This is a genomic window from Ilyomonas limi (genome assembly GCF_005233845.1).
Lineage (GTDB): Bacteria > Bacteroidota > Bacteroidia > Chitinophagales > Chitinophagaceae > Ilyomonas > Ilyomonas limi.
In genome coordinates this window covers 203,345-229,954 of the sequence record NZ_SZQL01000005.1, presented here as the reverse complement: position 1 = coordinate 229,954, position 26,610 = coordinate 203,345, and the positions used below count along the sequence as shown (strand labels likewise).

The 26,610-nt window shown below is 41.3% G+C and carries 17 protein-coding genes; 7 read left to right on the top strand and 10 right to left on the bottom strand.

Annotation, left to right across the window (positions count from 1 at the left end; translation table 11 throughout):
- Positions 1–19: 19 nt before the first annotated feature.
- Positions 20–952 (bottom strand): NAD-dependent epimerase/dehydratase family protein, encoded by a 933-nt coding sequence (locus FC093_RS08525; RefSeq protein ID WP_137261345.1) that lies wholly within the window; start codon positions 950–952, stop codon positions 20–22.
- 478 nt (positions 953–1,430) lie between these two features.
- On the opposite strand from FC093_RS08525, the gene FC093_RS08520 reads away from it, so the two are divergent.
- Positions 1,431–2,534, top strand: coding sequence for a fatty acid desaturase family protein (locus FC093_RS08520; protein ID WP_137261344.1), 1,104 nt, complete (start codon positions 1,431–1,433; stop codon positions 2,532–2,534).
- 78 nt (positions 2,535–2,612) lie between these two features.
- Here the strand turns inward: FC093_RS08520 and FC093_RS08515 are convergent, their stop codons facing one another.
- Positions 2,613–3,044 carry an Hsp20/alpha crystallin family protein gene (locus FC093_RS08515; protein WP_137261343.1) on the bottom strand — a complete coding sequence of 144 codons (432 nt, stop codon included), beginning with the start codon at positions 3,042–3,044 and terminating at the stop codon, positions 2,613–2,615.
- Positions 3,045–3,252: 208 nt separating this feature from the next.
- On the opposite strand from FC093_RS08515, the gene FC093_RS08510 reads away from it, so the two are divergent.
- A complete protein-coding gene (locus tag FC093_RS08510) occupies positions 3,253–3,708 on the top strand; it encodes an META domain-containing protein (RefSeq protein WP_137261342.1) in 456 nt (151 codons plus the stop codon).
- A 194-nt stretch (positions 3,709–3,902) separates the two neighbouring features.
- Here FC093_RS08510 and uvsE read toward each other — a convergent pair whose 3' ends face one another.
- The gene (gene uvsE / locus FC093_RS08505; RefSeq protein ID WP_137261341.1) at positions 3,903–4,793 is read right to left on the bottom strand and encodes a UV DNA damage repair endonuclease UvsE; all 891 of its coding nucleotides are present in this window, start codon (positions 4,791–4,793) and stop codon (positions 3,903–3,905) included.
- A gap of 295 nt (positions 4,794–5,088) precedes the next feature.
- Here uvsE and FC093_RS23720 point away from each other — a divergent pair, with 295 nt between their 5' ends.
- Together FC093_RS23720 and FC093_RS08500 are read left to right on the top strand one after the other, a co-directional pair.
- On the top strand, positions 5,089–5,271 hold the full coding sequence (locus FC093_RS23720; RefSeq protein WP_170971030.1) for a hypothetical protein: 183 nt from the start codon (positions 5,089–5,091) through the stop codon (positions 5,269–5,271).
- Positions 5,272–5,281: 10 nt separating this feature from the next.
- Positions 5,282–5,542, top strand: coding sequence for a DUF1569 domain-containing protein (locus FC093_RS08500; protein ID WP_170971029.1), 261 nt, complete (start codon positions 5,282–5,284; stop codon positions 5,540–5,542).
- A gap of 118 nt (positions 5,543–5,660) precedes the next feature.
- On the opposite strand, the gene FC093_RS08495 is transcribed toward FC093_RS08500, so the two are convergent.
- The 6 genes from FC093_RS08495 to FC093_RS08470 form a co-directional block, all read right to left on the bottom strand.
- On the bottom strand, positions 5,661–7,019 hold the full coding sequence (locus FC093_RS08495) for a DNA/RNA non-specific endonuclease (protein WP_137261339.1): 1,359 nt from the start codon (positions 7,017–7,019) through the stop codon (positions 5,661–5,663).
- Between the two features lie 195 nt (positions 7,020–7,214).
- Positions 7,215–8,135 carry a sugar phosphate isomerase/epimerase family protein gene (locus FC093_RS08490; protein ID WP_137261338.1) on the bottom strand — a complete coding sequence of 307 codons (921 nt, stop codon included), beginning with the start codon at positions 8,133–8,135 and terminating at the stop codon, positions 7,215–7,217.
- A 171-nt stretch (positions 8,136–8,306) separates the two neighbouring features.
- Positions 8,307–9,089: a CPBP family intramembrane glutamic endopeptidase gene (locus tag FC093_RS08485; RefSeq protein WP_137261337.1), complete on the bottom strand. Its 783-nt coding sequence runs from the start codon at positions 9,087–9,089 to the stop codon at positions 8,307–8,309.
- Positions 9,090–9,361: 272 nt separating this feature from the next.
- Entirely contained in the window at positions 9,362–12,913 is a 3,552-nt protein-coding gene (locus FC093_RS08480) for a VCBS repeat-containing protein (RefSeq protein ID WP_137261336.1), read from the bottom strand.
- A gap of 158 nt (positions 12,914–13,071) precedes the next feature.
- A complete protein-coding gene (locus FC093_RS08475; protein WP_137261335.1) occupies positions 13,072–14,976 on the bottom strand; it encodes a beta-N-acetylhexosaminidase in 1,905 nt (634 codons plus the stop codon).
- A 167-nt stretch (positions 14,977–15,143) separates the two neighbouring features.
- Complete coding sequence (locus FC093_RS08470) at positions 15,144–15,944, bottom strand: fatty acid desaturase (RefSeq protein ID WP_137261334.1); 801 nt, start codon at positions 15,942–15,944, stop codon at positions 15,144–15,146.
- A 458-nt stretch (positions 15,945–16,402) separates the two neighbouring features.
- On the opposite strand from FC093_RS08470, the gene FC093_RS08465 reads away from it, so the two are divergent.
- Entirely contained in the window at positions 16,403–19,465 is a 3,063-nt protein-coding gene (locus FC093_RS08465) for a choice-of-anchor tandem repeat GloVer-containing protein (RefSeq protein ID WP_137261333.1), read from the top strand.
- Positions 19,466–19,653: 188 nt separating this feature from the next.
- On the opposite strand, the gene FC093_RS08460 is transcribed toward FC093_RS08465, so the two are convergent.
- Positions 19,654–21,684 (bottom strand): beta-L-arabinofuranosidase domain-containing protein, encoded by a 2,031-nt coding sequence (locus tag FC093_RS08460; protein ID WP_137261332.1) that lies wholly within the window; start codon positions 21,682–21,684, stop codon positions 19,654–19,656.
- A gap of 267 nt (positions 21,685–21,951) precedes the next feature.
- On the opposite strand from FC093_RS08460, the gene FC093_RS08455 reads away from it, so the two are divergent.
- Positions 21,952–22,323: a co-chaperone GroES gene (locus FC093_RS08455; protein ID WP_137261331.1), complete on the top strand. Its 372-nt coding sequence runs from the start codon at positions 21,952–21,954 to the stop codon at positions 22,321–22,323.
- 312 nt (positions 22,324–22,635) lie between these two features.
- Positions 22,636–26,499, top strand: coding sequence for a PDC sensor domain-containing protein (locus FC093_RS08450; RefSeq protein WP_137261330.1), 3,864 nt, complete (start codon positions 22,636–22,638; stop codon positions 26,497–26,499).
- Positions 26,500–26,610 lie beyond the last annotated feature (111 nt).

Here is a 26,610-nt window from a genome sequence, read left to right as displayed (position 1 = left end):
TCTTATTGAGTTTTATCCATCAGCCTTGCAAAAACCATTCGGCGGTAGCTTTTATACCTTCTTCGTAAGGCGTTGGTTTCACATGAAAAGTCTGCTCAAACTTTGATGAATCCAGCCAGTAACCGTATTCATCCTGGTACATCATTTCGTGTATTTCTTTCATTACCGGATTGAATAATCCAATAAAACCTACCACCCATTTTGGTATGACCTGCACTTTATTGGTGCCATGCATGTACCGGGCAGCAAGCTGTATAAATTGTTTACCCGTAAGCGGTGGTGCAGCAGTAGGCAACATCCATGTTTGATCAAATGCTTCGGGATGTTGCGAAAGTATATAAATGGCTTTAGCAGCATCGGGCGTGTAGGTGAGCGAGCGTGGCACAGCCGCATTGGCAAGCCATTGAGGCGTTTGCTTTTTCTTCAGCCGGCTAAACACCAAAGTATTGGGCACACTTTTATCGGTGCAACGCGGACCATAAAAATCGGCTGCTCTTGCAATAATGGCATTCAAAGCGCCGCTTTGCATTTCGTTTAATAACATCATATCTATTTCCGCGCGTATTTTTCCTTTTTTACTTATGGGGTTGAATGGCGTTGCTTCATTCATCTTACCATTTACAATACCATACGGATATACGTTATCAAAAAAGATAAGCTTTGCATTGGCTGCTTTACAGGCGTTTATCACATTGCGCATGATTACCGGCCAATCTCTTTGCCACACTTTATAATTATACTCCAAACCTACCAGCAAATACACTATATCAGAACCTCGCACCACTGATATCACTTCATCATAGTTAAGCATATCGGCAGCAATGTTTTGCGCATAAGAAACCGGTTGCGGGCGGCGCGAAACCAGTCTTATATGTTCTTTGTTTTGGTGCAGAATGGGTAACAGTTCGGTAGCAATAGTGCCGTTCGCGCCAAGAATGGTATGCAGTGCCATAGTTTCAGTTTTGAAGCGCAAAACTAACAACAGATAATGACATGAATACAGTTATCACTGCCTTGTTTGCATATACTTTTTTGTTCATCACTAAAATGCTATAAGTAATGAAGTTTACAGCATAGTTTATTTGCAAACAAATGTTTTATAATTATACATAATAAGCTATTGCATAAAGATGCACATGCTTTGGAAAGTTACATCATCCGTATTGTGGAAATAAACAGCGCATGTGCATAAATATACAAGAAAGGTGTACATACATGAAAATGTACGAACGGTACTAGGGAAATACATTTTAGGCATTATGCTTGCGGATAAAAATAACCGTTTATGAAAAATTTCCGTAAGCCTGTTGCATCATGCAAATCTCATTTTTTTGAAAAATATTGCCTGAAATAACACGTGATGCTAATTTTGCAAGACATTCACAACTAATCTTTTATTTATCGGATAGACATTTAAAAACGAGTAACTTATGAGAACTCTGGCCAAGCCGGTTTTTATGAAAGTAAAAGCAGAGCAGGATTTATTTATATCCTTACGCCAGCAAGTGATGGAAGTGGTAGCAGCTTTGGAGGCCAAGCGTTGGTGGACAATAAAAGCTAAAACAATCTTGTTTCCGTTATTGTATGTAGCTGCGTATGCAGGTGCGCTGCTGTGGGGCAGTAATATTGGTGTTTTGTACATCTGTTATTTTTTGCTCGGTTGTTTTCTGCTGCTTAACTTTCTAAACCTTATACACGATGCTGTACACCATACCCTTTTTAAGCAACCGTGGCTCAACCGCATGTATGTTTATTTCTTTGATATAATGGGCGCAAACAGCTACATGTGGAAGATACGCCATATACGTTTGCATCACAATTATCCCAATGTAATGGGTTGGGACAGCGATTTTGAACAAAGCCCAATGGCGCGTGTATTTCCTCATGGAGCCTATTCTGTCATGCATCGGTATCAGCATTTTTATTTGCCTCTGCTGTATCCGTTGTATCTTTTCAACTGGTTGCTGGTGCGTGACTATAAAGATTTTTTTATTAAGAGCCGGCTGGTATGGAAAGTAAACCAGCATATACCTGCAATAGAATACGTAAAGTTGTTTCTATTTAAAATTTTCTTTTTACTTTATACAATTGTAATTCCCAAAGTAGTACTGGGCATTAGCTGGGCGCAAATATTTATTGCTTTTTTAATTATGATGTTTACCGCAAGTATTATCTCATTAGTGGTTCTGCTCTCGCCACATGCTACGCCGGAGAGTGAGTTTCCTTTACCGGATGAAAAAGGTATGCTGCCAGACACTTGGTTCAGGCACCAGTTGGCTACGACCAATGATGTGATCAGCGATAGCTGGTTTATCCGCTTCTTTATGGGTTCTTTCAATTATCACATTGCGCATCATCTTTTTCCGCATATCAATCATGTGTATTACCCCGAAGTAACTACAGTGATCGAAGCTTTTGCAAAAAAACATCAACTGCCTTACCGCACCTTTACACTCTCCCATTCCTTATTTAATCATTATCGCTTATTAAAGGCAAATGCGGTATATGAAAATTTATTTGAGGAAACGATGTAAACACATACAATAAAGGCGCACCTGCGGTGCGCCTTTATTGTATGTGTTTGACAACGATATACCGTTATGCAATGCTTATTAGCTAACCGCTATTTCTTTGGTTGCCTTTTGCTGCTGTTCCGACTTTGGCATTTCCAGCTTAAGAATACCGTCCTGATAAGTTGCCGAAATGCTATCGTCTTTTACATTATCCGGCAGTTGAAAACTGCGTGTAAAAGAGCTGGAACTGTATTCGTGCCGCGAATATTCCTTATTCTGTCCTTCCTCCGTATTTTCAGTTTTTGTTTCCGCACTAATCGTTAATATATCATCATCCACCTTTACTTTAAAGTCTTCCTTTTTAAAACCGGGCGCCACAACCTCTACATGGTAGCTTTTGTCGTTTTCGGAGATGTTTACAGCCGGTAACTGGGCATTTCTGCCTGACATGGCACCACCAAAAAAATCATCTAAGTTTAAAAAATCCCGCCATGGGTTAACATCCCGGTTTCTTCTTGCAAGATTGTTCATAAAAGCCTCCTTTTTAAAATATAATTTTTAAAAATAGCAGGCATCAATTTTAATACCACTGCAAGTGCTACAGATTGCTTTCATGTGGTAAGGATAATGTTAAAAAACGGAAGCAGCAAAATATCATTCACTTATATAAATGTTTATAAATAAGGGGTAATTTTTTGCAGGTGCAGTTTTTGTTGGGCATACTAAAAAAGGATAGGATATGAAAATAGTTATTTGTATTTTACTCCTCGCCACATTAGGTTGTAAACGGTCTGCAAATAATCAGCAACTCCTTGCCGCAGACACACAGGTTGAAGCAACACCAACGGCTTTTGATCAACAACCCGGCAATACACCCAGTGGTAAATGGCAACTAATTCCTGTTATGCCGTCAGACACTGCTGCAGGTAGAATTCCTGTTTTAAACTTTATAATGGATAGCAAGCGGGTAACCGGCAATACCGGCTGCAACAACTTCTCCGGCACATTTGAAGTAGATAAGAACAGCCTTACTTTCAATCACGATTTTATAAGTACCAAAATGGCTTGTCCCGGCTATGATGAAGCCGCTTTTGAAAGAAACCTGCTACGTACCAACAGCTTTGAAATTAATGGCGATACACTGGTTTTGAAGGTGAGCCAAACACCGCTCTCTTATTGGATAAAAGTAAGGTAAGCCGGAAGGGAATTTGGGGAGGTTATTAGAATTACTGGAAAGTAATGCATATTTTTAATTCACGTCTTAGCGCCTCCACGGTTAAACAATAGAACGATGGAGACGTTTAGTGTGAATAGCAGTTTAGTACACTACATAAACTGCTTTGGCTTGGCCGCTTATCTTTAAACAGTTCGATAAAAAGGTGCGGGCAACTATACTTCGCTATCGCCAAATTCTGCTCTGTACTTTATTAAAGAAAGCTCCTTCATTTTTGTTTCAAGCACAATATCCACGTCTTTCCCGTAGGTATTTATACGCTCGTGCACCCAATCGGAATGCGCTTCTTTCTTACTCGTTGGGTCTTCCTTTTCTTTGCGCGAACTGGAGTAATGAAATACCGGCTTTACATCCCATGTGTTATATGCTGCTAAAAAGGCTTCCTCTTCGCTTTGTGTACCGGGGTGCAGTTTATGATGAAAATAATCAAATACTATTGGTATGCCAATCATTTGGTGCAGGGGTACCAGGTCGGCGACCGTATATAAGCCTGTTTTGTCGTCGTTCTCCACGCTTAGCCTTTTTTGTACACTTGCCGAAAGCAATTTGAAGTTTTGCGCAAAGCGCTCAATTGTTGCCACTTTATCGCCGTAAGCACCACCAACATGAATATTAATCTTGTGCCTGTGGGAAGCGGGCAAGCCCATCAAATCAAATAACCGGCCGTGTATTTCTAAATCTTTAATGGTGTTGGTTAAGGTAGTACCACTGCCTGCCAGCTTATTAAAGGGTCCAGGATGTGTGCTCACACGAACAGGCTGTTTACCTGCTTCTTCCAGCACCAAGCGAATTTCCTTAAAATCCGGCAGCGATTCTAATGTATATTCCGATGCCCAGGGGAATAATTCTGATGTAATGCGGAATACTTTAATGTTATTTGCCACATTCCATTTTAGTATTTCGAGCAATCCCTTCACATTCTGTAATGCCAGTTGGGATGCATACTGAATACCTTTCTCTAAAAAAGTACGCCTGATCATTGTACGATTAGTGGTAATACCTTCTTCGCTCAAGCTAATATTTATACAAGCATATCCTAAACTCATGATTGGCTTATACTGTAAAAATTACACCAAAAATTATGTTGAACCGCAAACCCGACTGTTGGCGGACAGGAACATAAAGAGGGTAAAAATTTGCATAATATGAAAGAATGCCTGACAACGCATTTCTCTTTGAGCCTGCGCAGTCCTATTCTTCTAAAATCTTAAATAGTACCTTATTTCTTTATAATTGTTAATGAAGGATGGATAATAGAGGATATGGCTTTGCCGCAGTAAAAGGAATGAATTAACCAAAACAGAAAATAACCAGTTACACAAACAATTTTATCATACATACATGAAAAAGAATTTACTAAACAAGGCTGCTGCTGAGCAAATGATAATTCGCGTAAATGCTTTACAAGCGAATGCCAAACCTAAATGGAACATTATGAATGCAACAGAAATGCTGTTGCATTGTAACCTCTGCAATAACCAGGTGCTGGACGGAAACATTCCTTATAAGCAAAGCACTTTTTAAACAACAATTGATGAGAATAATAGCTTTGTACATTGATCCTAATTTTCCTAAAAATTTAAAAACAGAATCTGCCAACGACACCGGAGGGAAACTTGGAGCAGACCAGTTTCAAGCCCAGAAAGGAATGTTCATTGAAACAATGCAACAATTTGCCAGCTGCAAAGAAGCAATAACATTGACACACCCGGCTTTTGGCAATTTAACCACTACACAATGGGGTATTGCCGAGTGGAAACACACCGACCATCATCTGATGCAATTTGGGGTATAATATCAGCAATTCAAATAAGCTATGCTTTATAAGCTGCAAGCGACAGGCTACAAGCAGAAAACCTCTGGCTTTCAACCTGGTATAAATGATGCTGCAAGTTGAAATGGTATAATTTTTCCTAATTACCACCTGAAAACTTCTTTTTGGCAAGTACGTTTTCTATGTTATCGGGCAATGCAGAGAGCAGATCAACACCAGTCGCTTTTTCTATGGCGGCTACTGTAGTTATATATTGCATCCAATCGGGTGCAATGCTGTTGTCGTTGGGCGTATCTACAGCTATTACGCGTGTATTATTGTCAATGCGGCTTAAATCATTGTTTCCGTTCGGAATAATAACAACTACTTTCCATATACGAGCGGGCACATTGATTTTACCCTGATTAATAGATTTTGTATAGCCTTTGCTACCTGTACCGCCGCTGCCGTAATTACCCATAATTACATACACCTCATTACCTTTTTTTATCTGGTCTCTGCAATAGCTTTCCAGGTGCTCCCAGGTACGCTGGTTATTGTTGGGAGCCTGCGGAATAATGTTGTCCATAAAAAAGGTAGAAGCATTGGCCTGGGTGGTCGCAGTGCGATCGCCCGAGGGACAGTTGTGTCCTTTATCAAAGCCGGAGCCTTTATAATCGTCATCATCTACAGCATACCAGCCATTGGGCAGGCTTGCATCCGGTCTGAAGTTATCTACACGGTTTACGTTGCCTAAATCGCTGGCGCCAATATGCCAGCTTACCCAATTGGGTGTGCATTTCGTTTTGTTATAACTTTCTATATAATAACCGTGATCAATTAAATAATTGTCGCCGCTGCTAAGGTTGTGCAAGGCATTGGTAGGATTGCCAAGTAACGTATTACTGTTATCTCCTGCAGTGGCAGTTAGTTGTTCGTTATTGCCGGAAGATTTTGGCGGGGTGTTTACAACACCGCTGGCAGCAATAGCAAGAGAAGTGATTAACAGCCTGTTTTTGCCGCCGCTTGCTTTTCTTATTTCAAAGCGCACATTGCCGGTTTGATCAACATCAAAGGCAATCTTTTGTACCGTACGGTTACCGGCCGTAATGGTTGAACCAACCTGTCTGTAAGTATCACCCCCATTTGTGGACATCCATAACTGCCAGGTTGAAGGTTGGTCATTTGCATAAACAGCATAGCCAACATACACCCTTTGTGCGCCGTTTACGTCAAATCCCATCCCCAGTTTGCCGCTATTGCGTATGCGTACGGCAGCGCCACTTTCTGTAACATCCGATTTACTGGTACCAATCAAGGCATCAGCCAAGTACCAATCGCCTGTTTTAAAATTTATAATTGCGGAGGTATAAGTGGGCTTGGAGGCGCCTGAAAAATCTTCTCTGAAAGCTACATCATTTGCAGCATTGACTGCCACTGCCTGCGTAGGTTGCTGGCAACTGCTGAATATGAAACAGGCAAGACTGATACAAAGAAGCAATAACGGTTTGGCATTCATTGCAGGAAGGTTGTAAAAACAAATCTACATTACCTGTTTAGTTTGTACAAGCACAATATCAGGGATTTGGGAATATTGGCGGGCATACCATTTTTTGTATATTATTCATCAAAAAACATAATGTGTTGTAAGGTTGCGTTAAACAAAAACAGGGGCTATAAATGCCCCTGTTTTGCGTGATATATTGTGCAAGGCTCAATATCCCCAGCCTTTCATTATCCGTAAATCTTCTTTGGCACATTCCAACGGTGTTTTATCCTGATAAGATTCCTGCTCTATGATAAATTGTGTGGTGCCACCCTTATTCCGGCCGTAGTCTATCACTTCTTTCACCGGAATAACACCTTTACCCAATACGGTACTTTCGTAGCCGCCGCCCATTTCGCCAGGGTTTTTGCTTTTTATTTCATCTTTTACGTGCATCAGTTCAAAACGTCCGGGGTATTGTTTTACTACATCCATTGCAATGCCGCCGGCTTCGTACATATTGCCCATGTCCAACTGCTGTGCAACCAGATCAGGATCGGTGTTTTTAAGAATTAAATCGTACAACCGTACGCCATCCAGTTTGGTGCTAAACTCAAAATTGTGGTTGTGATAGCCAAACTTCATCCCCGATTTTTTGCACAGTTCACCACATTTATTAAACACATCCATATAGCGTTTAAAATCACTCATATTGTTGCGCATACTTTCGTCAAGCCACGGGCTTATCACATACTGCTGCCCTACAATTGCAGCATCGGCTACGGTTTGTTTCCATTTATCGGTAAAGTCGTTTTTAGCTTCGTCCCAATCCTGCTTGTTCATTACCGTATGCCCGCTGTACATTTTTAAACCTAAGTCGTCCAGCAATTTTTTAAAATCAACAGGTGCGTAGCCATAAAATTTTCCATTCACATAGTTGGCATGTTCTACATACTTATAGCCCATATCGGCTAACTGCTTCAGGGTGCCGGACGGATCTTTTTTCATATCATCCCGTACCGAATACAACTGAATGCCGGTTATTTCATTGCTGGCGGCAGCAGCAGCAAAAAGCCGGTTGGAAAGTAACGATACGCCTGCTAAAGCAAATGAACTTTGCTTTAAAAATGTTCTGCGCGAAGTGTTCATAATTAAATGATTTTTAGAAGTGTAAACCGTTAGTTGTTTTTAATAAAAAAGGCATTGCAGCATTGGAGTGGCAATATATAGCTTTTTGGTGTTTGTATAGTATGCCTGCTTGTTTTAAATAAAAACATTTTTATAGATACCCGCTTTGTCTTCATTGTCTTTAAACGTAGCTTATACCATCCTCAACTTTGCATTTTTACTCTTATCTGCAGCAATCATGTTATTACTTTTGAGCATAAAGTAGCTGGCAGGAATCATTAGCAAAATACAAATGCACAAAGTATAATTGGCAGAAAATGCAACCTCTCCCGGGATTGTCTGAATAAGATTATGCGTAAAATAAAAAAATACATTGCCAGCCCAGTGCATGCCACCCGTAAACCACAGGCGCCTGGTAAGTATAAGCGGAATGATAAATAAAACGCCCAGCAGAAAAAGATACAGGTAAGTAACAATGCCATCGTTCAACCGGTAGATATGGTTGAAAAGATAAACGGCAGCAGAAATAAAAATAAGTGCGGCTACGCTAATCTTACCGTTCAAATGTTTGTACAGATAGCCTCTCGTCAATACATCTTCGGCGAAAGAGGAAAAGAGATTACCGAATAGAAATAACAGCAACGGGCCAATCATGTATGAAAATTGCGGTACACCAACCTTTACTTCAACACCCGTAATAAGATTGATAAAATAGGTTAACCCATACAAGATAATACCCATCATCATTCCAAGCAGCAGTTGGGGAATAAAATGCTTTTTTATACTTAATCCCCAGGCCGCCAGTCCTTCTTTAAATTGCCATTTTGCAATGAACCAGGCTGCTATAAAAAACAGCGCCTGAAAAGCAAGGAAGCCGCCCGCGTTATTTTTAAAAAGAACCATGTATTCCGCAGCGTGATACAGCGCAAACAGGCAGACAAATCCTGTTATAAACCTGATAGGATTAGTTTTCATGCAGTTAATATGGTTATTTGATGATGAAAATTATTGTTTATAGAAACCTGTATTCAAATGCGTTTGCATTAATGCAAGGCTTTAGGTAATTAAGTAATAAGATGTGGATTTTAGCCAAGCAGTTACCAAGACAAAAGCTTATTGCCTTTTAATTCATCATTCCAAGTGAAGTCTTAGATTATTTTTCTCACCTATCAACCTAAATAAGTTGCAAAAAGAATAAAATGATCTTTTTGCAACTTATTTGCTTAATGACTTTGCGGCTCAAAATCCTACTGCACTACCCGCCTTTCCCCTTTAGCGTTTACAATTTCTATTTGTTTAATGCTGTTATTTTTTGTAATAAACCTTGCCGACTGAGATAGGAACGAAGTGCCAAAATATAGTTCTTCTTTGCGTTTTTTACCATCACTTAAAGTGATGTAAGCCACCCTGTCAGCAGATTGCACCGGTACCATATGCTGTGTGTTCAGTTTGCTCTTAAACAATTTTAAATCATCCTTGTTCTGCGATGCAGCTAACAGATAACTGTTATCAGCACCTGTTAAAGCTACTAATGCTTTAGCATCACCGGGCACAAAAAAGCCGCTCTGCAAAATGGTTTGTGCCGTAAAATTACCGGCACCATCGCCGAGCAGTACCAGCCCATTCATCGCATCATAACGGCCGGCGGTTATTTCGTTGCCATAATCATTAGCACAAATAGCAACATCCAGATTGCCATCGCCATTAAAGTCGCCGGTTTGCATACCATTCAATGGCGCCAGTTGCGCCATTTGGGGTAAAGGCTTCATTACAAACTTGCCATTGCCATTATTTTGTATATAACAACTTGTAAAATTATTAGCCTCCAGCACCAGCGCATCTTTCAACTGTTCGGGCGTAAACATTTGGTGAATGTCCGCCACAGCAAAATCTTTATAGGCATTATATTTCTTTTTCAGCGCAGGCATTTGGCTGGTAATATCGTCGCGGGTAAGTGCAGGGTACTCCCGCCTTACACCTTGCTGATCTTTCAGGTACAACGTAAGCACCGCATCTGTATTACCGTTGTTGTCAAAGTCTTTGGCATACACTCTTACCGGCTCTTTATCACTACCTCTTACAAAGGCATTCAAACCAAGATTGCCAGCTATATAATCTATATCGCCATCATTGTCAAAGTCGCCGGCTGCGAGGCTGCTCCACCAACCTTTCTGGCCTGCAATACCGGTTTGTGCAGTTATATTTTCAAATTTACCGCCTTTGTTTTTAAAGAAAGTAACAGGCATCCATTCGCCGGTAACAATTAAATCGGTAGCGCCGTCATTATCAAAATCCGTCCATACCGCATCGCACACCATTCCTATTTTTTGCAGGTCTTTACACACCGAAGCAGTAACATCGGTAAACTTAATAATGCCATTGTGCGAATCATTCCGGTAAATAAATGAGCTGACCGGCATTGGGTAATTGCCCGGCATGCAACGCCCGCCAATAAATAAATCGAGGTCTCCATCACCATCATAATCAGCAGCTTTAAGGCAGCTTTTGCTGGTGTAGTTTAGAGGTATTACTGTGGTATCCAGCCTGAAGTTGCCTTTACCGTCATTAATGTAAAAACGGTCTGCATAGGTACTGCTGTTTGCCGGATATTCATTGCTGCCATTGGCACACCACAAATCGTTGTCGCCATCACCATCGGCGTCAAAGAGTAGCACGCCCATATTTTCGGGACGGCCTCTGCTGTCAATAGAATCGCCGGGAAACAGTTTTTGTATAAACTTTCCATCAGGCTGCTGCAGCAATAAAGACCCATTCTGGTCGGTACAGCCACCAATATACATATCATCCAGCCCATCACCATTTATATCAGCCACAGCCAGTCCGGGACCATATTGCGAAAATTTATGTGGAAGCAAACGCTCTTTATCAAAGTCTATATAATCGGCTTCAAACTGCTTATAGTGAATGTTTGCGTTGGCTGTAATGTCGGTAAATAAAGCAGTGCTGTCTATTTGCGGAGCATCCCAGCTATCGGGTGTATGGGCATTAGCAATATTAACGGTGAGCAGTTGATTAGCTTTTACACCTTTAATGGTTTGCCTGGTAAGATTGGGCCAGCGTATAACGAGCGAGTCAATAGTTTTAGTAGAATCCAATCCGAAAAAAGCTTTGGTATCGGTGCACGAGAGATAGCCGCGGCAAGGCTCATTATCATATACCTGCTTTGTCTTACCATAATATAACTCAACGATAGCGCCAATGCCTTTTGTATTTTGTGCACCGCCATCAAAGGCAATCTTTATATAGTTCTTTTGTGTTTTTTCTTTATCGTTTAATGTATTCTCATACACAAACGCTTCCTCATTAATGTTGTTGATGACATAATCCAAATCGCCATCATTGTCAAGGTCAACGGCAACTGCACCGTTTGAAAACGAAGGCTCATCCAAACCCCAGTCTTTTGTAATGTTTTCAAATTTCAGATTGCCATTATTCTTATAAGCATAATTCGGTATTTTAACGATAGGGATTTCATTAATAATATCCTGTTTTTTTATAAAACCTTTTGCCATGCCTCTGAAAGCAATAAAATCGTGGTCCGTTACATCGCGTGGGTAACCGTTAGTAATAATGATATCATTGTTACCATCGTTGTCAAAGTCGGCAATAGAGGGGTTCCAGCTCCAATCGGTTTCGGCAGTACCGGTGTAAAAACTAATATCACCAAAAGCCGGTGCACCTATCGAGTCGTTGCCATTTACGCGCGGCCCCATATTCAACTGCAAGGTATTGCGCACATATTGCAGTTCGTTGCTGTCGTACAACATGCGTTGATACTCGTAATAGTTGTAACCGCTCATATTTTTTTTCTTGCGGTAATTGTCTTCCGGGTTCATATCCACCGTAAGCACATCTTCCAAACCATCGTTGTTAATATCCGCCACTGCATTGCCCATGGCGTTGCGTGCAGTGTGTTTAAAATAGTCTCTTACCTCATCGGTAAACGTGCCGTTCTTGTTGTTGATGTACAGATGATCGCTGCTAAAAAAATCGTTGGTTACATATATATCTTTCCAGCCGTCTTTATTAATGTCAACTACAGCAACGCCCAGCCCGTAGCCATGCTGGTGAATACCCGCTGCCTTAGACACATCGGTAAACACCGGGTGCTTTAAGGCGGCATTCCAATCGTTGCGGTACAGCCGGTCATAATCCTCCGAGGAAGTATCCCGGATACCGAGACTGGTAGATGCTCTTTTAGCCAGCTTGGTTGTTACCAGATACATGTCCAGATCGCCATCATTATCATAATCGAGAAAAGCGGCATGAACCGCGTAGCTGGTATCGGCAAGGCCGTATGCGGATGCCATTTCTTTGAAACGCGGCACACCATCTGTTTGTTTGCCCTCATTGATGTACAATAAATTCCGGCGTTGCTGCGGATCACTTTTTATAGTAGTACATACATAAATATCTTCAAAACCATCATTGTTTATATCAATAACAGAAGCAGCATTACTCCACTCGCCTACGCCGCTTACACCAGCTTTGCCGGTTACATCCTCAAACTTCAGATTGCCTTTGTTGAGGTACAATTTGTTACTGGTAACACTGGCTGTAAAATACAAATCGGGCAAGCCATCCTTATTAAAATCACCCACGGCAACGCCACCGCCGTTGTACAAAAATTCCAGGTCAAGTGTATTGAGCGAGTCGTTTTCCTGTATCGCATTATTAAAAGCAATTCCGGTTTCCTCGGAAGACAGCTTTTTGAACAACGTTTTTTGGGTACAAGACACCAGCAGTAAGCAAAAGACAGCAATCAGAATCGTTTTCATTGGTGTAATTATAAACAAAGCTGTTTTAGCAGAAAATTAAAGTTTAATGAAAATTTAAATAGCTCATTCCGGTTAATACAAATGCGCCACGGAAAAGGTACAGCTACCCTCACCCGTGGCGTACAAAATATTCATTGTAGTTTGTTCAGATCCTGTTTTTATTCTTCTTTTTTAGCAACACGCTTTCTCAACACATCCAACGGCATCGCAATCATTCTGCCCATTGGCTGAGTGCCGCGATAAGTAATCACCTTCAGCATCACCGCGTCTTTGGGTGCAATCAACGGTTCGGTATATTTTGGATAAAAACGGTCGGGAAAAGAATTATCAAAACTATAATAAATATCCAGGTTATTAGCTTCGGGGGTAAGCGTAATCATCAACTTTCCATCCGCAGTCGTATCGGCACTGAAAGAGGGATCGTACAGGCTGGGTGCATATTTTACATTTGCCTCATCCAGGCGCGGAAACTGCGCTTCTACCCTATCTACAAAATCATTCCAGTTTTTTGCCTTTTTTGGAGACCATACACTTTCTGCAATAGCCATTGCACGCGGCCACAGCATATATTCCACATGGCGCATGTTGTACAACTGCTCTGACCATAAATTGCCTTGCCCGCCTTTTATGTACTTAGGGTCAACGCCATCGGGCACAGGCTCAAACTCGTAAGCTTTTTTCAGGCGAAGCGTTGCATAAATATGTGGCTCTATGATGGGATCGCCCTGCATATAATCGAGGTAAGCAAACGTGGTGGGACTCATTACCACTTCATGCTTTTGCTTGGCTGCTTCTATACCGCCTTGTATGCCGCGCCAGCTCATCACTACGGCATTGGGTGCCAGGCCACCTTCCAGTATTTCATCCCAACCCATGAACTTCTTGCCTTTCGATTCTACAATTTTTTCTACCCTTTTACTAAAGTAAGCCTGCACTTCTTCCATCGTTTTCAGATTTTCCCTTTTCATCAAAGCTTTTACTGCATCGCTTTTTTCCCAAAAGGTTTTAAAGGTTTCATCGCCGCCCATGTGGATATATTCAAAGGGAAACAACTGTGCTACTTCGGTTATTACTTTATCCAAAAATGCATATACGTTTTCGTTGGCCGGGCACAGGTTATCATCTACCAGTGCGGTGTGCGTTGACCAATCTTTGATGGATTCGCCGGAAGAAACGCCATGATTAACAGCTCCGCCAGAACAGGATAATTCGGGATAAGCTGCAATGGCTGCGAGGCTGTGCCCAGGCACATCTATTTCGGGCAAAACATCTACAAAATGCTCCCTGGCATATTGCACTAATTCTTTTATATCATTTTGCGTATAAAAACCACCATAGTTACGCGGCTCATCGGGTATAGGCGGCGAAAAAGTACCAAAATAACCTACTTTTTTTACGTTCCATGCACCTACTTCGGTCAGCTTGGGCAGGCTTTTTATTTCTATACGCCAGCCTTCATCATCTGTGAGATGCATGTGCAGGATGTTCAGCTTATATTTCACCATCTGGTTTATAAAATCTTTTACATCCGCTTTGGTAAAGAAATGGCGCGCTACATCAAACATCAGCCCGCGCCATGCAAAACGCGGATAATCGGTAATCTCTACACAAGGTGCTGTCCAGCTTACATTATGTACAGTGGTATCACTTTCTATTTCTTTGGGCAATAACTGCAGCAGCGTTTGCACGCCGTAAAATAAACCTGCGGGCTGGTTGGCGCGGATAACAATGTTGTTTGGCGTAACAGATAGCTTATAACCTTCCTTGCCTAATGCAGTGTCGCCGTTTTTGTTCAGCAGTAATTGAATAGCAGCATTGCCACCCGAACTGCTAACAGTAACCGGATAACCAATGGCTGTATGGAGTTTATTGGTGAGATAGTCCGTTACATACTGCACTTCTTTGCCAGCTGGCGCACTGATGAGAATATTATTGGCAAAAGTAAATTTGCCTGCCTGCGGCAAAACAGATACGGGCTGCGGCATAATAGCAATGTTATCTTGCTGCGCCGGCAGTATAAAAGGAATAATGAAGACAAAAAGCGAGATACAAATTTTTTTCATAGACAAGTGTTGTGCGGGTAAATATATAATGCACAAAGCATTTACACAAACAACTTTATATTTTTTCTTTATGTGTTTGTATAAAAAAGAACGGGTAAGTATAAAGTTCTGTTTTATACTTACCCGTTTTATAAAATATTTAAATGGAAGTGCTCTTCTAAAAAATGTTAATCATTCAACTGGAGATTGCGTTCGCGAACCACCTGCTTTGTATGCGTTGTAACAACCGGGCTGGTTGCAGGAACAAGGCGAATGATACGCAATTTGTTTAAGCCGCGCATAATGAGGTAGGTAGTATCAAACTCATACCATTTACGCGCAAAGTTGGCGTTGTCTTTATCGTAGTGGTGATTGTTCTGAAAAAGTTCGCCCATCAGCAATACGCCCCACGGAGTGGTATTTTTAGATTTATCGCCATTCTCAAAATTGCTGTAGCCGTATTTATGACCACACCAGTTAACGATAGCGCCTTGCACCGGACCTATAAAAAAGTGTATCGGCAGGAGCAAAAACCACCAGAGGCTTGGGGCAAAATAAATATAAAAAGCAATATATGCAGCAGCAAAAGTGAGCCTCGTAGCCATGTGGTGGCCAATGCGATCCAGCTTGTGCCAAACAGGCAAGTAATCTTTTGTAAACTGCGGATCGGGCAGTTTTTTACCTGTTTGATAAGCACTGTAAATCTCAGCAGTATGCATCATCATCTGCCATACGTCCTTAAAAAAATGAGGAGAGTGCGGGTCTTCCTCCGTATCGCTATACTCATGATGCATGCGGTGCAGGATAGCATAAGCCCTGGGCACTAAATAGGAAGAACCTTGTGCAAACCAGGTAAGAAAATAAAAGGTTTTTTCCCAGCCCTTGCGGGTGGTGTACATTTGATGAGACGCGTAACGGTGAAGGAAAAAAGTGTGAAAAAAGAGAGACAGAAACCAATGTAAAAAGAAAAATAACAAGATAGCAACCATGAGCAAAGTTTAAAAATAAATGATAATCTGCAAACCAGCCAGCACTTGTACAAACACGAAAACTTTTGGTGTTGGTTAACTACTGTAGGTTTTTGGAAAAATAAAGTACACCGCAAAATTAATAAAAAAAATCCCTGATTAAGACACCTTCATGGTGGATTTGGAGTAAACTACCTGCTCCATATCTGCATAATATGCAATAATGGTACATAATCGCTCCATGCTATAACCGCAGGCTTGGATAGCAACAGCTTATACAGCGATTTTAATCTAATGCAATTCCTTAAATTTTACACAATTAATTACTTTCAACGCTGCTCATTGTTGTACATCTCCTTAACATTCTGCCTACATAGCATATTTATGCTATTTCCTTTCGCATACCTGCAAGGTAGTTTCGTATTGCCTTACAAAGCAACTATCACTATTTATATAAACCCTTAAACGAGTATTACTTTATGCAACAAAATAACTTTACCCAACTACTAACCCGCAGCATTTTCCTGTTGTTGATTGGCTTAACAACATTACTGCAACCGGCATCGGCACAAACAGTGCTCACCGGTTTAACCTCCAATGGCGGTCCTGATGGTAAAGGCACTGCCTTTACCATTAATACCAATGGCTCCAATTTTTCGCTCATTCAAAACTTTGCTGATTGGGGCAAAACACCTACCGGCAGTTTGCTGAAAGGAGATGACGGCAAGTTTTATGGTATGACCAGCAGCGGCGGCACATATGGCTATGGTTCTGTTTTCAGCATGTCGGCTACCGGTGCGGTAACCATGTTGAAACAATTTAATTACACTACCGATGGCGCTTACCCTGATGGTGAACTGATAAAAGGAGCAGATGGCAATCTATATGGTGTAACGCCCAGCGGTGGTATTACCTCCTACGGAACCATCTTTAAAATCTCAACTTCAGGTGCATTTTCAGTTATTAAAAACTTCAATTATTCCACCGACGGTGCGCACCCTAATGGTCATCTCGTTTTAGCCAGTGATGGCAACTATTACGGCACTACCTATAGCGGCGGTGCCAACAGCGCCGGAACAATCTATAAGCTTACACCAGGTGGTGTGTTTACAGTAATACATAACATGAATATGGCTACCGAAGGTGGCAATAGTTATAGCAGCCTTACCGAGGGTACAGATGGCAACTTATACGGTCTTGCTTACTACGGCGGCACTTATAACTACGGTACTGTTTTTAAAATAACGAAAACAGGTAACTTAACTGTACTGAAACATCTCAATGGAGCTTCGGATGGTGGCTACCCGCAAAGTGACCTGATACAAGCCAAAGATGGCAATTTTTATGGCACTTGCTATAGCGGTGGGACCGGCGGCAACGGAACCATTTTTAAGATAACACCAAGTGGTGTATATACAGTTTTAAAAAATCTTTCTGCCAGCAAAGATGGCGGCAATCCGTATGGTGCGCTACTTCAAAACACAGATGGTGCTTTTTATGGAATGACCCGTACGGGGGGCGCTTATACTTCGGGCACTATTTATAAATTAGTTGGCAACGTTTATACAGTTATTCACTCGCTGCAGCCAGCTACAGAAGGTAGTACGCCAAACGGTGCCCTGATAAAAGGTAACGATGCCAGCCTGTATGCTTTGGCCAGTCTCGGCGGCACTTACAATATGGGCACCGCTTTTAAAGTAACAACGGCTGGTGCAGTAACATTGCTTACCAGCTTTAATGGTGCTACCCTGGGCAATGAACCTTACGAATCTTTTATAAAAGGTAAAGACAGTGCTTACTATGCTACTACCAGTAAAGGCGGCGCTTATGGCTATGGCACCATCATAAAAATGTGTGGTGGTAATACTACTGTGTTGTTTTCTTTCAACAGAAGTATAAGCGGTGGCAACCCAAAAGGGAGTTTGGTACAGGCAAGTGATGGCAACCTGTATGGTACGGCATCGGAAGGTGGAAATAACAACAGTGGCGTAATTTTTAAAATAACTCCCACCGGAAATTATACGGTATTGCGCCACCTCAACAGCAGCACCGATGGCAGCTATCCGCAGGGTGGGTTGATACAGGCAACAGATGGCTTTTTGTACGGTATGAATAGCTCAGGCGGCGCTAATGGCGGAGGCACTATTTTTAAAATAGCGTTGGGCGGTGCATATACGGTAGTAAGACATTTAGCATATGCAACCGATGGCAGTAGCCCACAAGGCGGACTGGTACAGGCAACAGATGGTAGCCTGTATGGCATGACCACCAATAATGGAAAGATATTTAAGCTTACTTTACCTAATACATTTACGGTATTGCATACCTTCAACAGCAGTACGGATGGATATAACCCGCAAGGTAGCCTGATACAGGGGAAGGATGGCAACTTGTATGGCACCTGCAGTGATGGCGGCAGTTACAGCGCCGGTACCATCTTCAAGGCTTCTTTAACAGGAACTCTAAAAGTATTAAGATACTTAAATGCTACTACTGATGGCAGAATGCCAAAAGGTAGCCTGGTACAGGGTCCAGATGGCGTGCTGTATGGTACAACAAGCATTGGCGGCAAATACAATACCGGTACAATTTTCAAAATTACTAGCGGCGGCGCCTATACAGTGCTGCGCCATTTAAATCTTATTGCCGATGGAGGCAACCCCTATGGCAGCCTGATATTTGCTCCTGTTAATAACCTTGTTGCCAATCCGCAATCTGTTACTACGGATCAGGGAAAAGCCGTAGCCATTACGCTAAGTGGTTCAGGCGGTTCATCACTTACTTATACCATTTCGGCACAACCTAAAAACGGAACAATAAGTGGTACCGGTGCCAACAGAACTTATACTCCTAATGCAGGATATTCCGGTGCTGATTCATTTTCCTTTAAAGTAAGTATTGGCTGCATGGCTTCGGCACCAGCTAAAGTAAAAATAACCGTTAAGCCGGCAACAACCGTTAATCATGCACCGGTGCTGGATACCATTAAAAATAAAACAGTAATTGTAAATAATACATTGAAGTTTAAAGCAACTGCAGCCGATGTAGATGCAGGGCAAACGCTTACTTTCTCACTCAGAAATGCGCCGGCGGGTTCGAAAATCAATGCGGGTACCGGTGTGTTTAGCTGGACACCTACTGCAACGGGTACTTATACCGCTACCATAAGAGTTACGGATAATGGTACGCCGGCAATGTACGATGAACAGGCATTTACAATAAAGGTGAATCCTGCTACTACTTTAACAGCCAATACGATGGCAGGTGAAGCAACAATGAAAACCGGAGACGATGAATTATTTAGTGCAAAGCTCTATCCCAATCCGGTACATAACACCTGCAATTTGCAAATGAATACCGGAGCAGAAACCATCATCGTAACTGTTGCCGATGCAAAGGGAAGTATAGTAATAAATAAGCAATTGCATTTGCAAGGCGCTTCTTCCGCTTCACTGGATGTTGCCACCTTAGCATCAGGCATGTATTTCTTAACCGTACAAACCGATAATAACCGCCAAACCATTAAGTTCATTAAACAATAAAACAACAAGTATTTAAAGCAAAAGCCCGCTGCTTTAACACAGCGGGCTTTTGGTTTCCTTAGTGGATCAACACACCCGAATTATTACAACAGTACATTTTTATCCTGTTTCTTATACCTTTTACCTTTATCTTCATTACTTGTATCTTTATGTTCATTCCTTGTATTTTGCTCCTTTCATTCCTGTACTCATCTTCCTGCAATCACCGGAAACTGAGATATGCGCAATTGTGTGCAGCCATACGGCACCAACGTAATTTCTTCAATTGTATCATTGGTCTTTAAGTTGTAAGCAATGCTGTAAGGGATGGGACCTGCCATTTCGTTGTACAACTGCCAACCAGGTATGCGTTTGGCTTTTGCTTTAATTTGTATTGGCGCGTTATCTAAATTCCAGGGATAACTGGCTATTGCCCCTTTCTTCTCCACCGTATAACTTTCTGCCAGTTTATCATCCAGTACATTCACCAAACCATAGTTCCATGGTGTAGTGGGTAGTACTTCAAAGTAATGGCCGCCGTATTGCGCAGCATCCTTGTTATTTTCTATCTTTTTTACTTCTTCGCCCATTTTTAATGCATATACAATGGGTCCGCGCTCTATTGAGCGGGAGTTTTCGTACCAAGTGTTTTTAAAAATGTGCATGGGTAATTCCAACTCCACTACATCACTGCTTTTCCATGCTCTGTTTATTATTACCATTTGGTTGCCGGGCACTTCCTTCCATACGGTTCCGTTTATTTTAATGGTTGCTTTAGTGCACCAGTCGGGTATGCGCAGGTGAAAGGGAAAAGTAACTGCACCATCTTTATTGTCTATGTTCAAGGTAAATTTTATACCCTCTTCAAAAGGATAAGCTGTTTCTTCTCTAACAGATACCGCAGTACCATTGCCCACATAAGCGTTTACTTCGCTTGGCGAATACACTAATGCCGCCAAGCCTTTATCAGCCGTTGCATACCACAGGTTTTGGGTAAACTTTGGCCAGCCCTGATGCATGTTGGAAGTACAGCAAGGATAGCCGGTAAGCAATCCATAGCACACATCGGTGCCATCGTGGTTCACATCAAAATTGTGCGCCTGTCGGGTAATCATTACCTGGTTGGCCTGCTGAAAATATTGTCGGTTCATGTAATCATCAGTCGTTTGCGTGGGCAGTGCATTAAAAGCAATTTTTTCCAGGTGGTCGGCATAGCTCACATCGCCGGTTATTCGCAGCGTATTCTCCAATGTAAACATCATTTCTACCGCCGTACACAACTCCGAGCCTTGCGTTGGATTATTGCCATGCAGCGCTTCGTCGCCACCATACAATCCATGCGCCATTTCATCGTATTTGCGCAGGTCTGCAAAGCCTTTTTGCATCGCATTCAAATATTGCGCTTCCGGGTGTTGCTGGTAGTATATGGCAGGTTCTTTCATGCCTTGTGCAAGGTTTACACCATGTATGCTTCCCATTGTTGAAAGCATATCGGTGTTTAAGAATGCATTGGTAAAATTGAACGATTGTTTGTGCAGCAAATCACCCAACTTCAGCAGAAATGTATCGCCGGTAATATTATACAACCAATACACTACTTCCATATTGTCGGCGGCGCGGTAGCGTGCCCAAAAAGTCCAGTGGTCAAGCGGTTTTTCGGGCAGCTGTTTTAGCTGGTATTTGAAGTAATTGGTGAGCAGATTAATCACCCGCCTATCGCCAGTAGCACTGTAGTATTGTTGCAATACTTTCAGCATTACCATCTTTGGCCACCAGTCACGGCTATTATCTCTTTGCAAGCCCGGCTCGTAACTATAGTCTTTAGATGGTCCAAAGTAACCATCCGGCTGCTGGCTGCTAATCGTCCATTCTACCCATGGTTTTACTTTTGCAATCAGTTCTTTATCGTCCAGTATATAAGCCAGCGGCAGCAAACCATCTATCCAGTAAGGACCACGCTCCCACTGATCGCCATCGCCGCCCAGCCAGCCATTGCGACTGCCCATCACTAGAGGATACAACTTATCTAAATTGCCGGTTGCACCAGTCTTCTGGCGAATGAGCATTTCCTTCAGCCAGCCTTGTGGTTTAATGGCGCCCAAAGGCAATTGGATGTATGGATTTTCGTGCAGTGGTGCCCGGCTATACACATAACCTTCAAAAGGTGTTTTGTTTTGTTTTTTCTGCGCAATACTATTGAATGAAAAACATAGAAAAAGAACGGCAAAAGCGATTTTCATTAATGACAAATTGTAGATGTTTTTGATAAGTTAGAAATAAATAAGAACGCCCCTAAACTAAAGATAAAGCATTAATTTTTGATCGTCTGTTGCAAACAAAACAGGCCCCGCTTTTGATCAGGCGGTTGCAACAATGTAAAAACAATATTTAAACCTTAATTTTATACAGGTTTTCAACCTACTGTTGCGTATATGTATAAGCAAACCTTTTCTTCTGCAAAAAGAAAAACAAATTGTTGCAATAATTTTGCAGCATAAATACTGGATATGCTATTAACACCGGATAATAAACTAAAGAAGCTCATCATTATTGGCGACCGTGTTTTAATAAAGCCACAACATGCAGACGAAAGAACGTCTACCGGCCTGTTTTTGCCACCCGGCGTGCAGGAAAAGGAACGGGTACAACAAGGCTATGTAATAAAAACAGGTCCAGGCTATGCCATACCGCTGCCTGTAGAAAACGAGCCCTGGAAAACAGAAGAAGAGCAGGTAAAATATTTGCCGCTACAGGCCAGAGAGGGCGATGTAGCTATCTTTTTGATGAACAGTGCAACAGAAGTAATGTATGAAGGAGAAAAATATTTTATCGTACCGCAAAGCGCCATACTGATGCTGGAAAGAGAAGAAGATCTGTAATACCTGCTTTCATTACAAAAAATTTAATTGCCCTATTTATCAGCATTATACTGTGCTTATTGCCTTTGCGCAATAAGCACTTTCATTTTTCCGCAACGGGAATCCTGAAAACCCAAAGAGAAAAAATTATATGAAGTATTATTTATTAATACTTTCCTGAATTTTCATATTCTTCGGCCTTCGTAATTAAGACAATTGCTCTTAAACAACCCAAAGATACCTGAACTGCATTTAAGACTTGTATTGCTGCAATAAACGTGTACATTTATATGGCAATTAAACAATTAGTACCCTTAAAGCGGAAATGCGTATATGAGCGAAAAAGGCTTATACTCTCCGGTTGTTCGCAGGATTATTACCATTATCCTGCTAATAGGAATTATAGGCTCCTTTCTCGCTGTTTATTATCTTGTTTATATGCCGCAGCAGCGCATGCAATACAACCTACGAATCTTTAGAATTCTGCACGAAATAAGTAACAGCTTTAAGCAAAGAGTAGTGAATTATGGAACCGTTTACAGCTACAATTATATAAGCCAGAAAAACAAAGATACTACCCTGCATGTAAATACATTTGCACATACTATACCGGCAGGCACCTCTTCAACAGGCGATAGCGCCACTGCTAATAGTAAAGCTACCATATCCTTCCTGCCTGATAGTACATACAGGCAACGATTGAATGCTGTCTTCCTATCGTCATTCAAAGGAAATGCATTAAGCATTGATGCTTTTCAATCAGGAAAAACTATTCAGCAGGATTCTGTAAGTTTTTTCGTAAACAACCCAGCCGCAAAAAGGGATACGAATGGAAAACCGCAACACGTTTTTACAATAAAACAATCGCTTGCCGATATACTCGAACCGCTTCTTAAGGTGCACACGACCACCTTTGAATCGATACTGCTGATAAAACAAAGAGGGGATTCAGAAAAAAAAGATGCCGGTAAAAATGCCCGTTTTGATGCCATTTTGTATAAGTCTGAAAATGCTGATATTGCGAATATTAATACCGATTCTCTTTTTCATAATAAATATATCGAAGCACCTGTTATTGCAGATCTTGACATAGAAGGCATTACTTATAAAATGTTTCTGCTGCCTTTTCAATTGCAGCCCGGGGCATCCGATACGTATGTACTGGCAGGTATTGTATCGGGCGATGTTTACAAAGCACAATCGCAAAGCGTACCTATCAACCTGCTGGTAACGCTATGTGTTATAATCGTTGTATTGCTGCTTGTACTGCCATTCTTAAAGATATTCTTTTTAAGTGCCCAGGAAAACATCACCATCAGAGATGTAAGAATCATCATTGTTGTCATTTTTTTCATTCCCTTTTTTATAGTGCTCGTCTGTTCATCCACCTGGTTGTATTCGTACCGTACAAGATGGGCTACGGCTGTTTTACAGCACCTGCAAAACAGCATAACAGGCAATTTTTATAAGGAGATCAGCGAGGGTGTTCAGCAATTACGATATTACGACAACACAATTATGCATGCATCCGCAGCCATTGATTCAGACACTAAAGCAAGGCTCGGATTGCTCAACAAACCTGCGCGTGATTCTATAGATTTAAAAGACATCATTTTTTATCCTAAATATTATAAGCATTTTACCAACCTGCACTGGATGAATAATGAAGGCAATGACATTGCCGTATGGACATTGGTAAACAGACTGGCACCCACCTATTTTCAATTGAGCGACAGGCAGTACTTTAGGGATATAAAATTTGGACGAGGATACACACTGCCCAATGCACCACCAGCAATTGCCGGCGAAAGATTTAGCATACAACCTGTACTTTCCCGCCTCACCGGCGAATACACCATTAATATATCGTTGCCCAGCAGCGCCCAGATAAAGACAGCCGGCGACTCGCAAATACCAGCTAAGAACGCAGCCGTTGCCGCCTTATCCAGCAAAATGTATTCGGTGTGGAATACGATAGTGCCCAAGGGTTTCGCCTTTTGCATTGTAGATGAGGCAGGCAATATCATTAGTCATTCTGATACGGCGCGTAACCTGCAGGAAAACATACTGGAAGAATCGGGCGACAGCCTGGCAATACGCAATGCCATCCATCATAAAGACAGTACGTTGCTGCGCAATATTAGCCTGTACGAGCAACAGGTAAGAATGATTATCAAGCCCATGCCGGGACTCCCCTATTATCTTATTACTTATTACAACAAAAGAGGTGAATACCTGTTTTTACTACACATTATAGCATTTGTTTTCTTGTGCCAATCCACACTGCTCTTGTTTGCCTCTCTTTTTTCTTATAGCATGATGATAAGTGGCAAGCGGGCTACCAAACTGCTGTTTACTCCTGCCGATCTCAACTGGCTGCATCCATCGGCTGATAAAAAAGGTTATTATATTAAGAATATTTGTCAATGTATTGCCTGCTTCATTCTTACGTTTTTGTTCGCTGCTTTTTATTACTATCGTTATAGTGCAGAGGAATACTATTTATTTACTGTGAATGCTGCTTTGCTGCTTCCGCTGTTTGTTGTTACGGGCTATTATATGGTTAAGAAATCAAGAGACTTTATTATCAAAGAAAAAATAAAAGGTGCTTATTTCAGCATCAGCCAATACCGCAGATTCCTGCTTTCTAATGTAAGTATTCTGTTGCTGTATATAGTATCTATCCTGCTGTTTGCTATTCTTCAGAATGTTCTTTTTTTTAGTAAAACATGCACCAACGGGCATGTTGTAATATGTGGAATATGGATACTGATCGTATTGGCATTGCCGGTAATAGTAGCCATTGCAGGGTTTAATCCTGACTACAAAAAAAACAGTAAAGAACAGCAAGCCAACAATCATTATCTCGCTTATTTTGTAATTACCTTGTTGCTGGCGGCTACATTAATAAGTGTAGTGCCCGCTATTACTTTTGTAAGTTATGCCTTCAGGCAGGAAAATAATTTGCGGTTGCAGTCTTTACAGATAGACCTTGCAAAAAAGATACAGCAAAGACGCACTGATATCAATCAACTATTCTGGAAAACAAAATTGAATATTACCCCATTTAAGGACAGGGCCACCGCCTACATCAACAATCTCAAGTTTGATACCGGCATGGGTATTTACTTATTGAATAAGGATACACTGGAAAAGATTAATAATTACGGGCAGGTACCACCACAAAATTTAAGTTGCTCCCCCTTTTACAAGTCCATCACACGATACCTTTTTCTGCCGCCCGATCACGATGAGTTTTATGACGATCCATCGCATCACCGATACTATTACTGGCAAATGAATAATACCGATTCAACCCAGGTGCTGCGGTTATTTTACAACAACACTACAGATAACAGATCGGCTTATTCGCTTGTGCTCACTTCTACGCTTCCCCATACGTATTTATTTAAAAAACTTACAGGTAATTATATTGGCTGGCTGCAGCTTTTGCTCTTACTTATCTTCATTTTTGTTTTTTATAAAATCATTTATTCCATTGCCAAAAAGATATTCCTGATAGACTTTTTTAAAACACCCAATATTAATGTAACTGATGCCAATGCTTTGGCGCAGGAAGATACTTTATGGTTGCAAAAGAGCTACAAATCTGCAGGTCTGCAAGAAGCAGGTAAAGGCATATTCACAGAGGTCGAAGCAGTGAATTTTGCAACAATCAGAAAAAAGGAAAATGAAGCATTGAAAGAAAACAATGAGGAAGTAATTATCTGGCTGCACCTTGTACTGAACGATGTATATGAAGCTATATGGGAACAATGCACTGATGTGGAAAAATATACACTGTACGACTTTGCCACTGATGGTTTCACAAACTATAAACAGGTAATACTGCTATATGATTTGTACGACAAAGGATTGTTGGTGAAAGAAGAAGATGGCAACATTTCCCTGATGACAAAAAGCTTTCGCAATTTTCTTATCACAAAAGAGGGAGCTGAGGAAGTAAGAAAAATGAGCCGCGCAAGCAGAACAGGTTCGTGGGGTACATTGCGAACGGTATTTTATATTATTCTTATTGCAAGTGCAATATTCATTTTTATATCGCAGGAAGAAGCCTCCAGAAGATTAATTACTATCGTTACTTCAATGGGTGCATTGCTGCCGGCTATTTTAAAGCTGTTTGACAAGAGTACCTTTAGTATGCCTGCTGCCAGCACAAGTGATAATAAAAAATAAATAATTCCTGATTATATTACTTAATTGGAAATAGCATTATAACACCTGCAATTTTATAAATGCGGCCGGATAGAATAGCCGCGGTGCAAAATATGTTATCCATGTTATAGA

Bases quoted from the DNA above. Each gene is read 5' to 3' on its own strand.
- FC093_RS08525 (WP_137261345.1), bottom strand. From the start codon at position 952: ATGGCACTGCATACCATTCTTGGCGCGAACGGCACTATTGCTACCGAA.
- FC093_RS08520 (WP_137261344.1), top strand. From the start codon at position 1,431: ATGAGAACTCTGGCCAAGCCGGTTTTTATGAAAGTAAAAGCAGAGCAG.
- FC093_RS08515 (WP_137261343.1), bottom strand. From the start codon at position 3,044: ATGAACAATCTTGCAAGAAGAAACCGGGATGTTAACCCATGGCGGGAT.
- FC093_RS08510 (WP_137261342.1), top strand. From the start codon at position 3,253: ATGAAAATAGTTATTTGTATTTTACTCCTCGCCACATTAGGTTGTAAA.
- uvsE (WP_137261341.1), bottom strand. From the start codon at position 4,793: ATGAGTTTAGGATATGCTTGTATAAATATTAGCTTGAGCGAAGAAGGT.
- FC093_RS23720 (WP_170971030.1), top strand. From the start codon at position 5,089: ATGAAAAAGAATTTACTAAACAAGGCTGCTGCTGAGCAAATGATAATT.
- FC093_RS08500 (WP_170971029.1), top strand. From the start codon at position 5,282: ATGAGAATAATAGCTTTGTACATTGATCCTAATTTTCCTAAAAATTTA.
- FC093_RS08495 (WP_137261339.1), bottom strand. From the start codon at position 7,019: ATGAATGCCAAACCGTTATTGCTTCTTTGTATCAGTCTTGCCTGTTTC.
- FC093_RS08490 (WP_137261338.1), bottom strand. From the start codon at position 8,135: ATGAACACTTCGCGCAGAACATTTTTAAAGCAAAGTTCATTTGCTTTA.
- FC093_RS08485 (WP_137261337.1), bottom strand. From the start codon at position 9,089: ATGAAAACTAATCCTATCAGGTTTATAACAGGATTTGTCTGCCTGTTT.
- FC093_RS08480 (WP_137261336.1), bottom strand. From the start codon at position 12,913: ATGAAAACGATTCTGATTGCTGTCTTTTGCTTACTGCTGGTGTCTTGT.
- FC093_RS08475 (WP_137261335.1), bottom strand. From the start codon at position 14,976: ATGAAAAAAATTTGTATCTCGCTTTTTGTCTTCATTATTCCTTTTATA.
- FC093_RS08470 (WP_137261334.1), bottom strand. From the start codon at position 15,944: ATGGTTGCTATCTTGTTATTTTTCTTTTTACATTGGTTTCTGTCTCTC.
- FC093_RS08465 (WP_137261333.1), top strand. From the start codon at position 16,403: ATGCAACAAAATAACTTTACCCAACTACTAACCCGCAGCATTTTCCTG.
- FC093_RS08460 (WP_137261332.1), bottom strand. From the start codon at position 21,684: ATGAAAATCGCTTTTGCCGTTCTTTTTCTATGTTTTTCATTCAATAGT.
- FC093_RS08455 (WP_137261331.1), top strand. From the start codon at position 21,952: ATGCTATTAACACCGGATAATAAACTAAAGAAGCTCATCATTATTGGC.
- FC093_RS08450 (WP_137261330.1), top strand. From the start codon at position 22,636: ATGAGCGAAAAAGGCTTATACTCTCCGGTTGTTCGCAGGATTATTACC.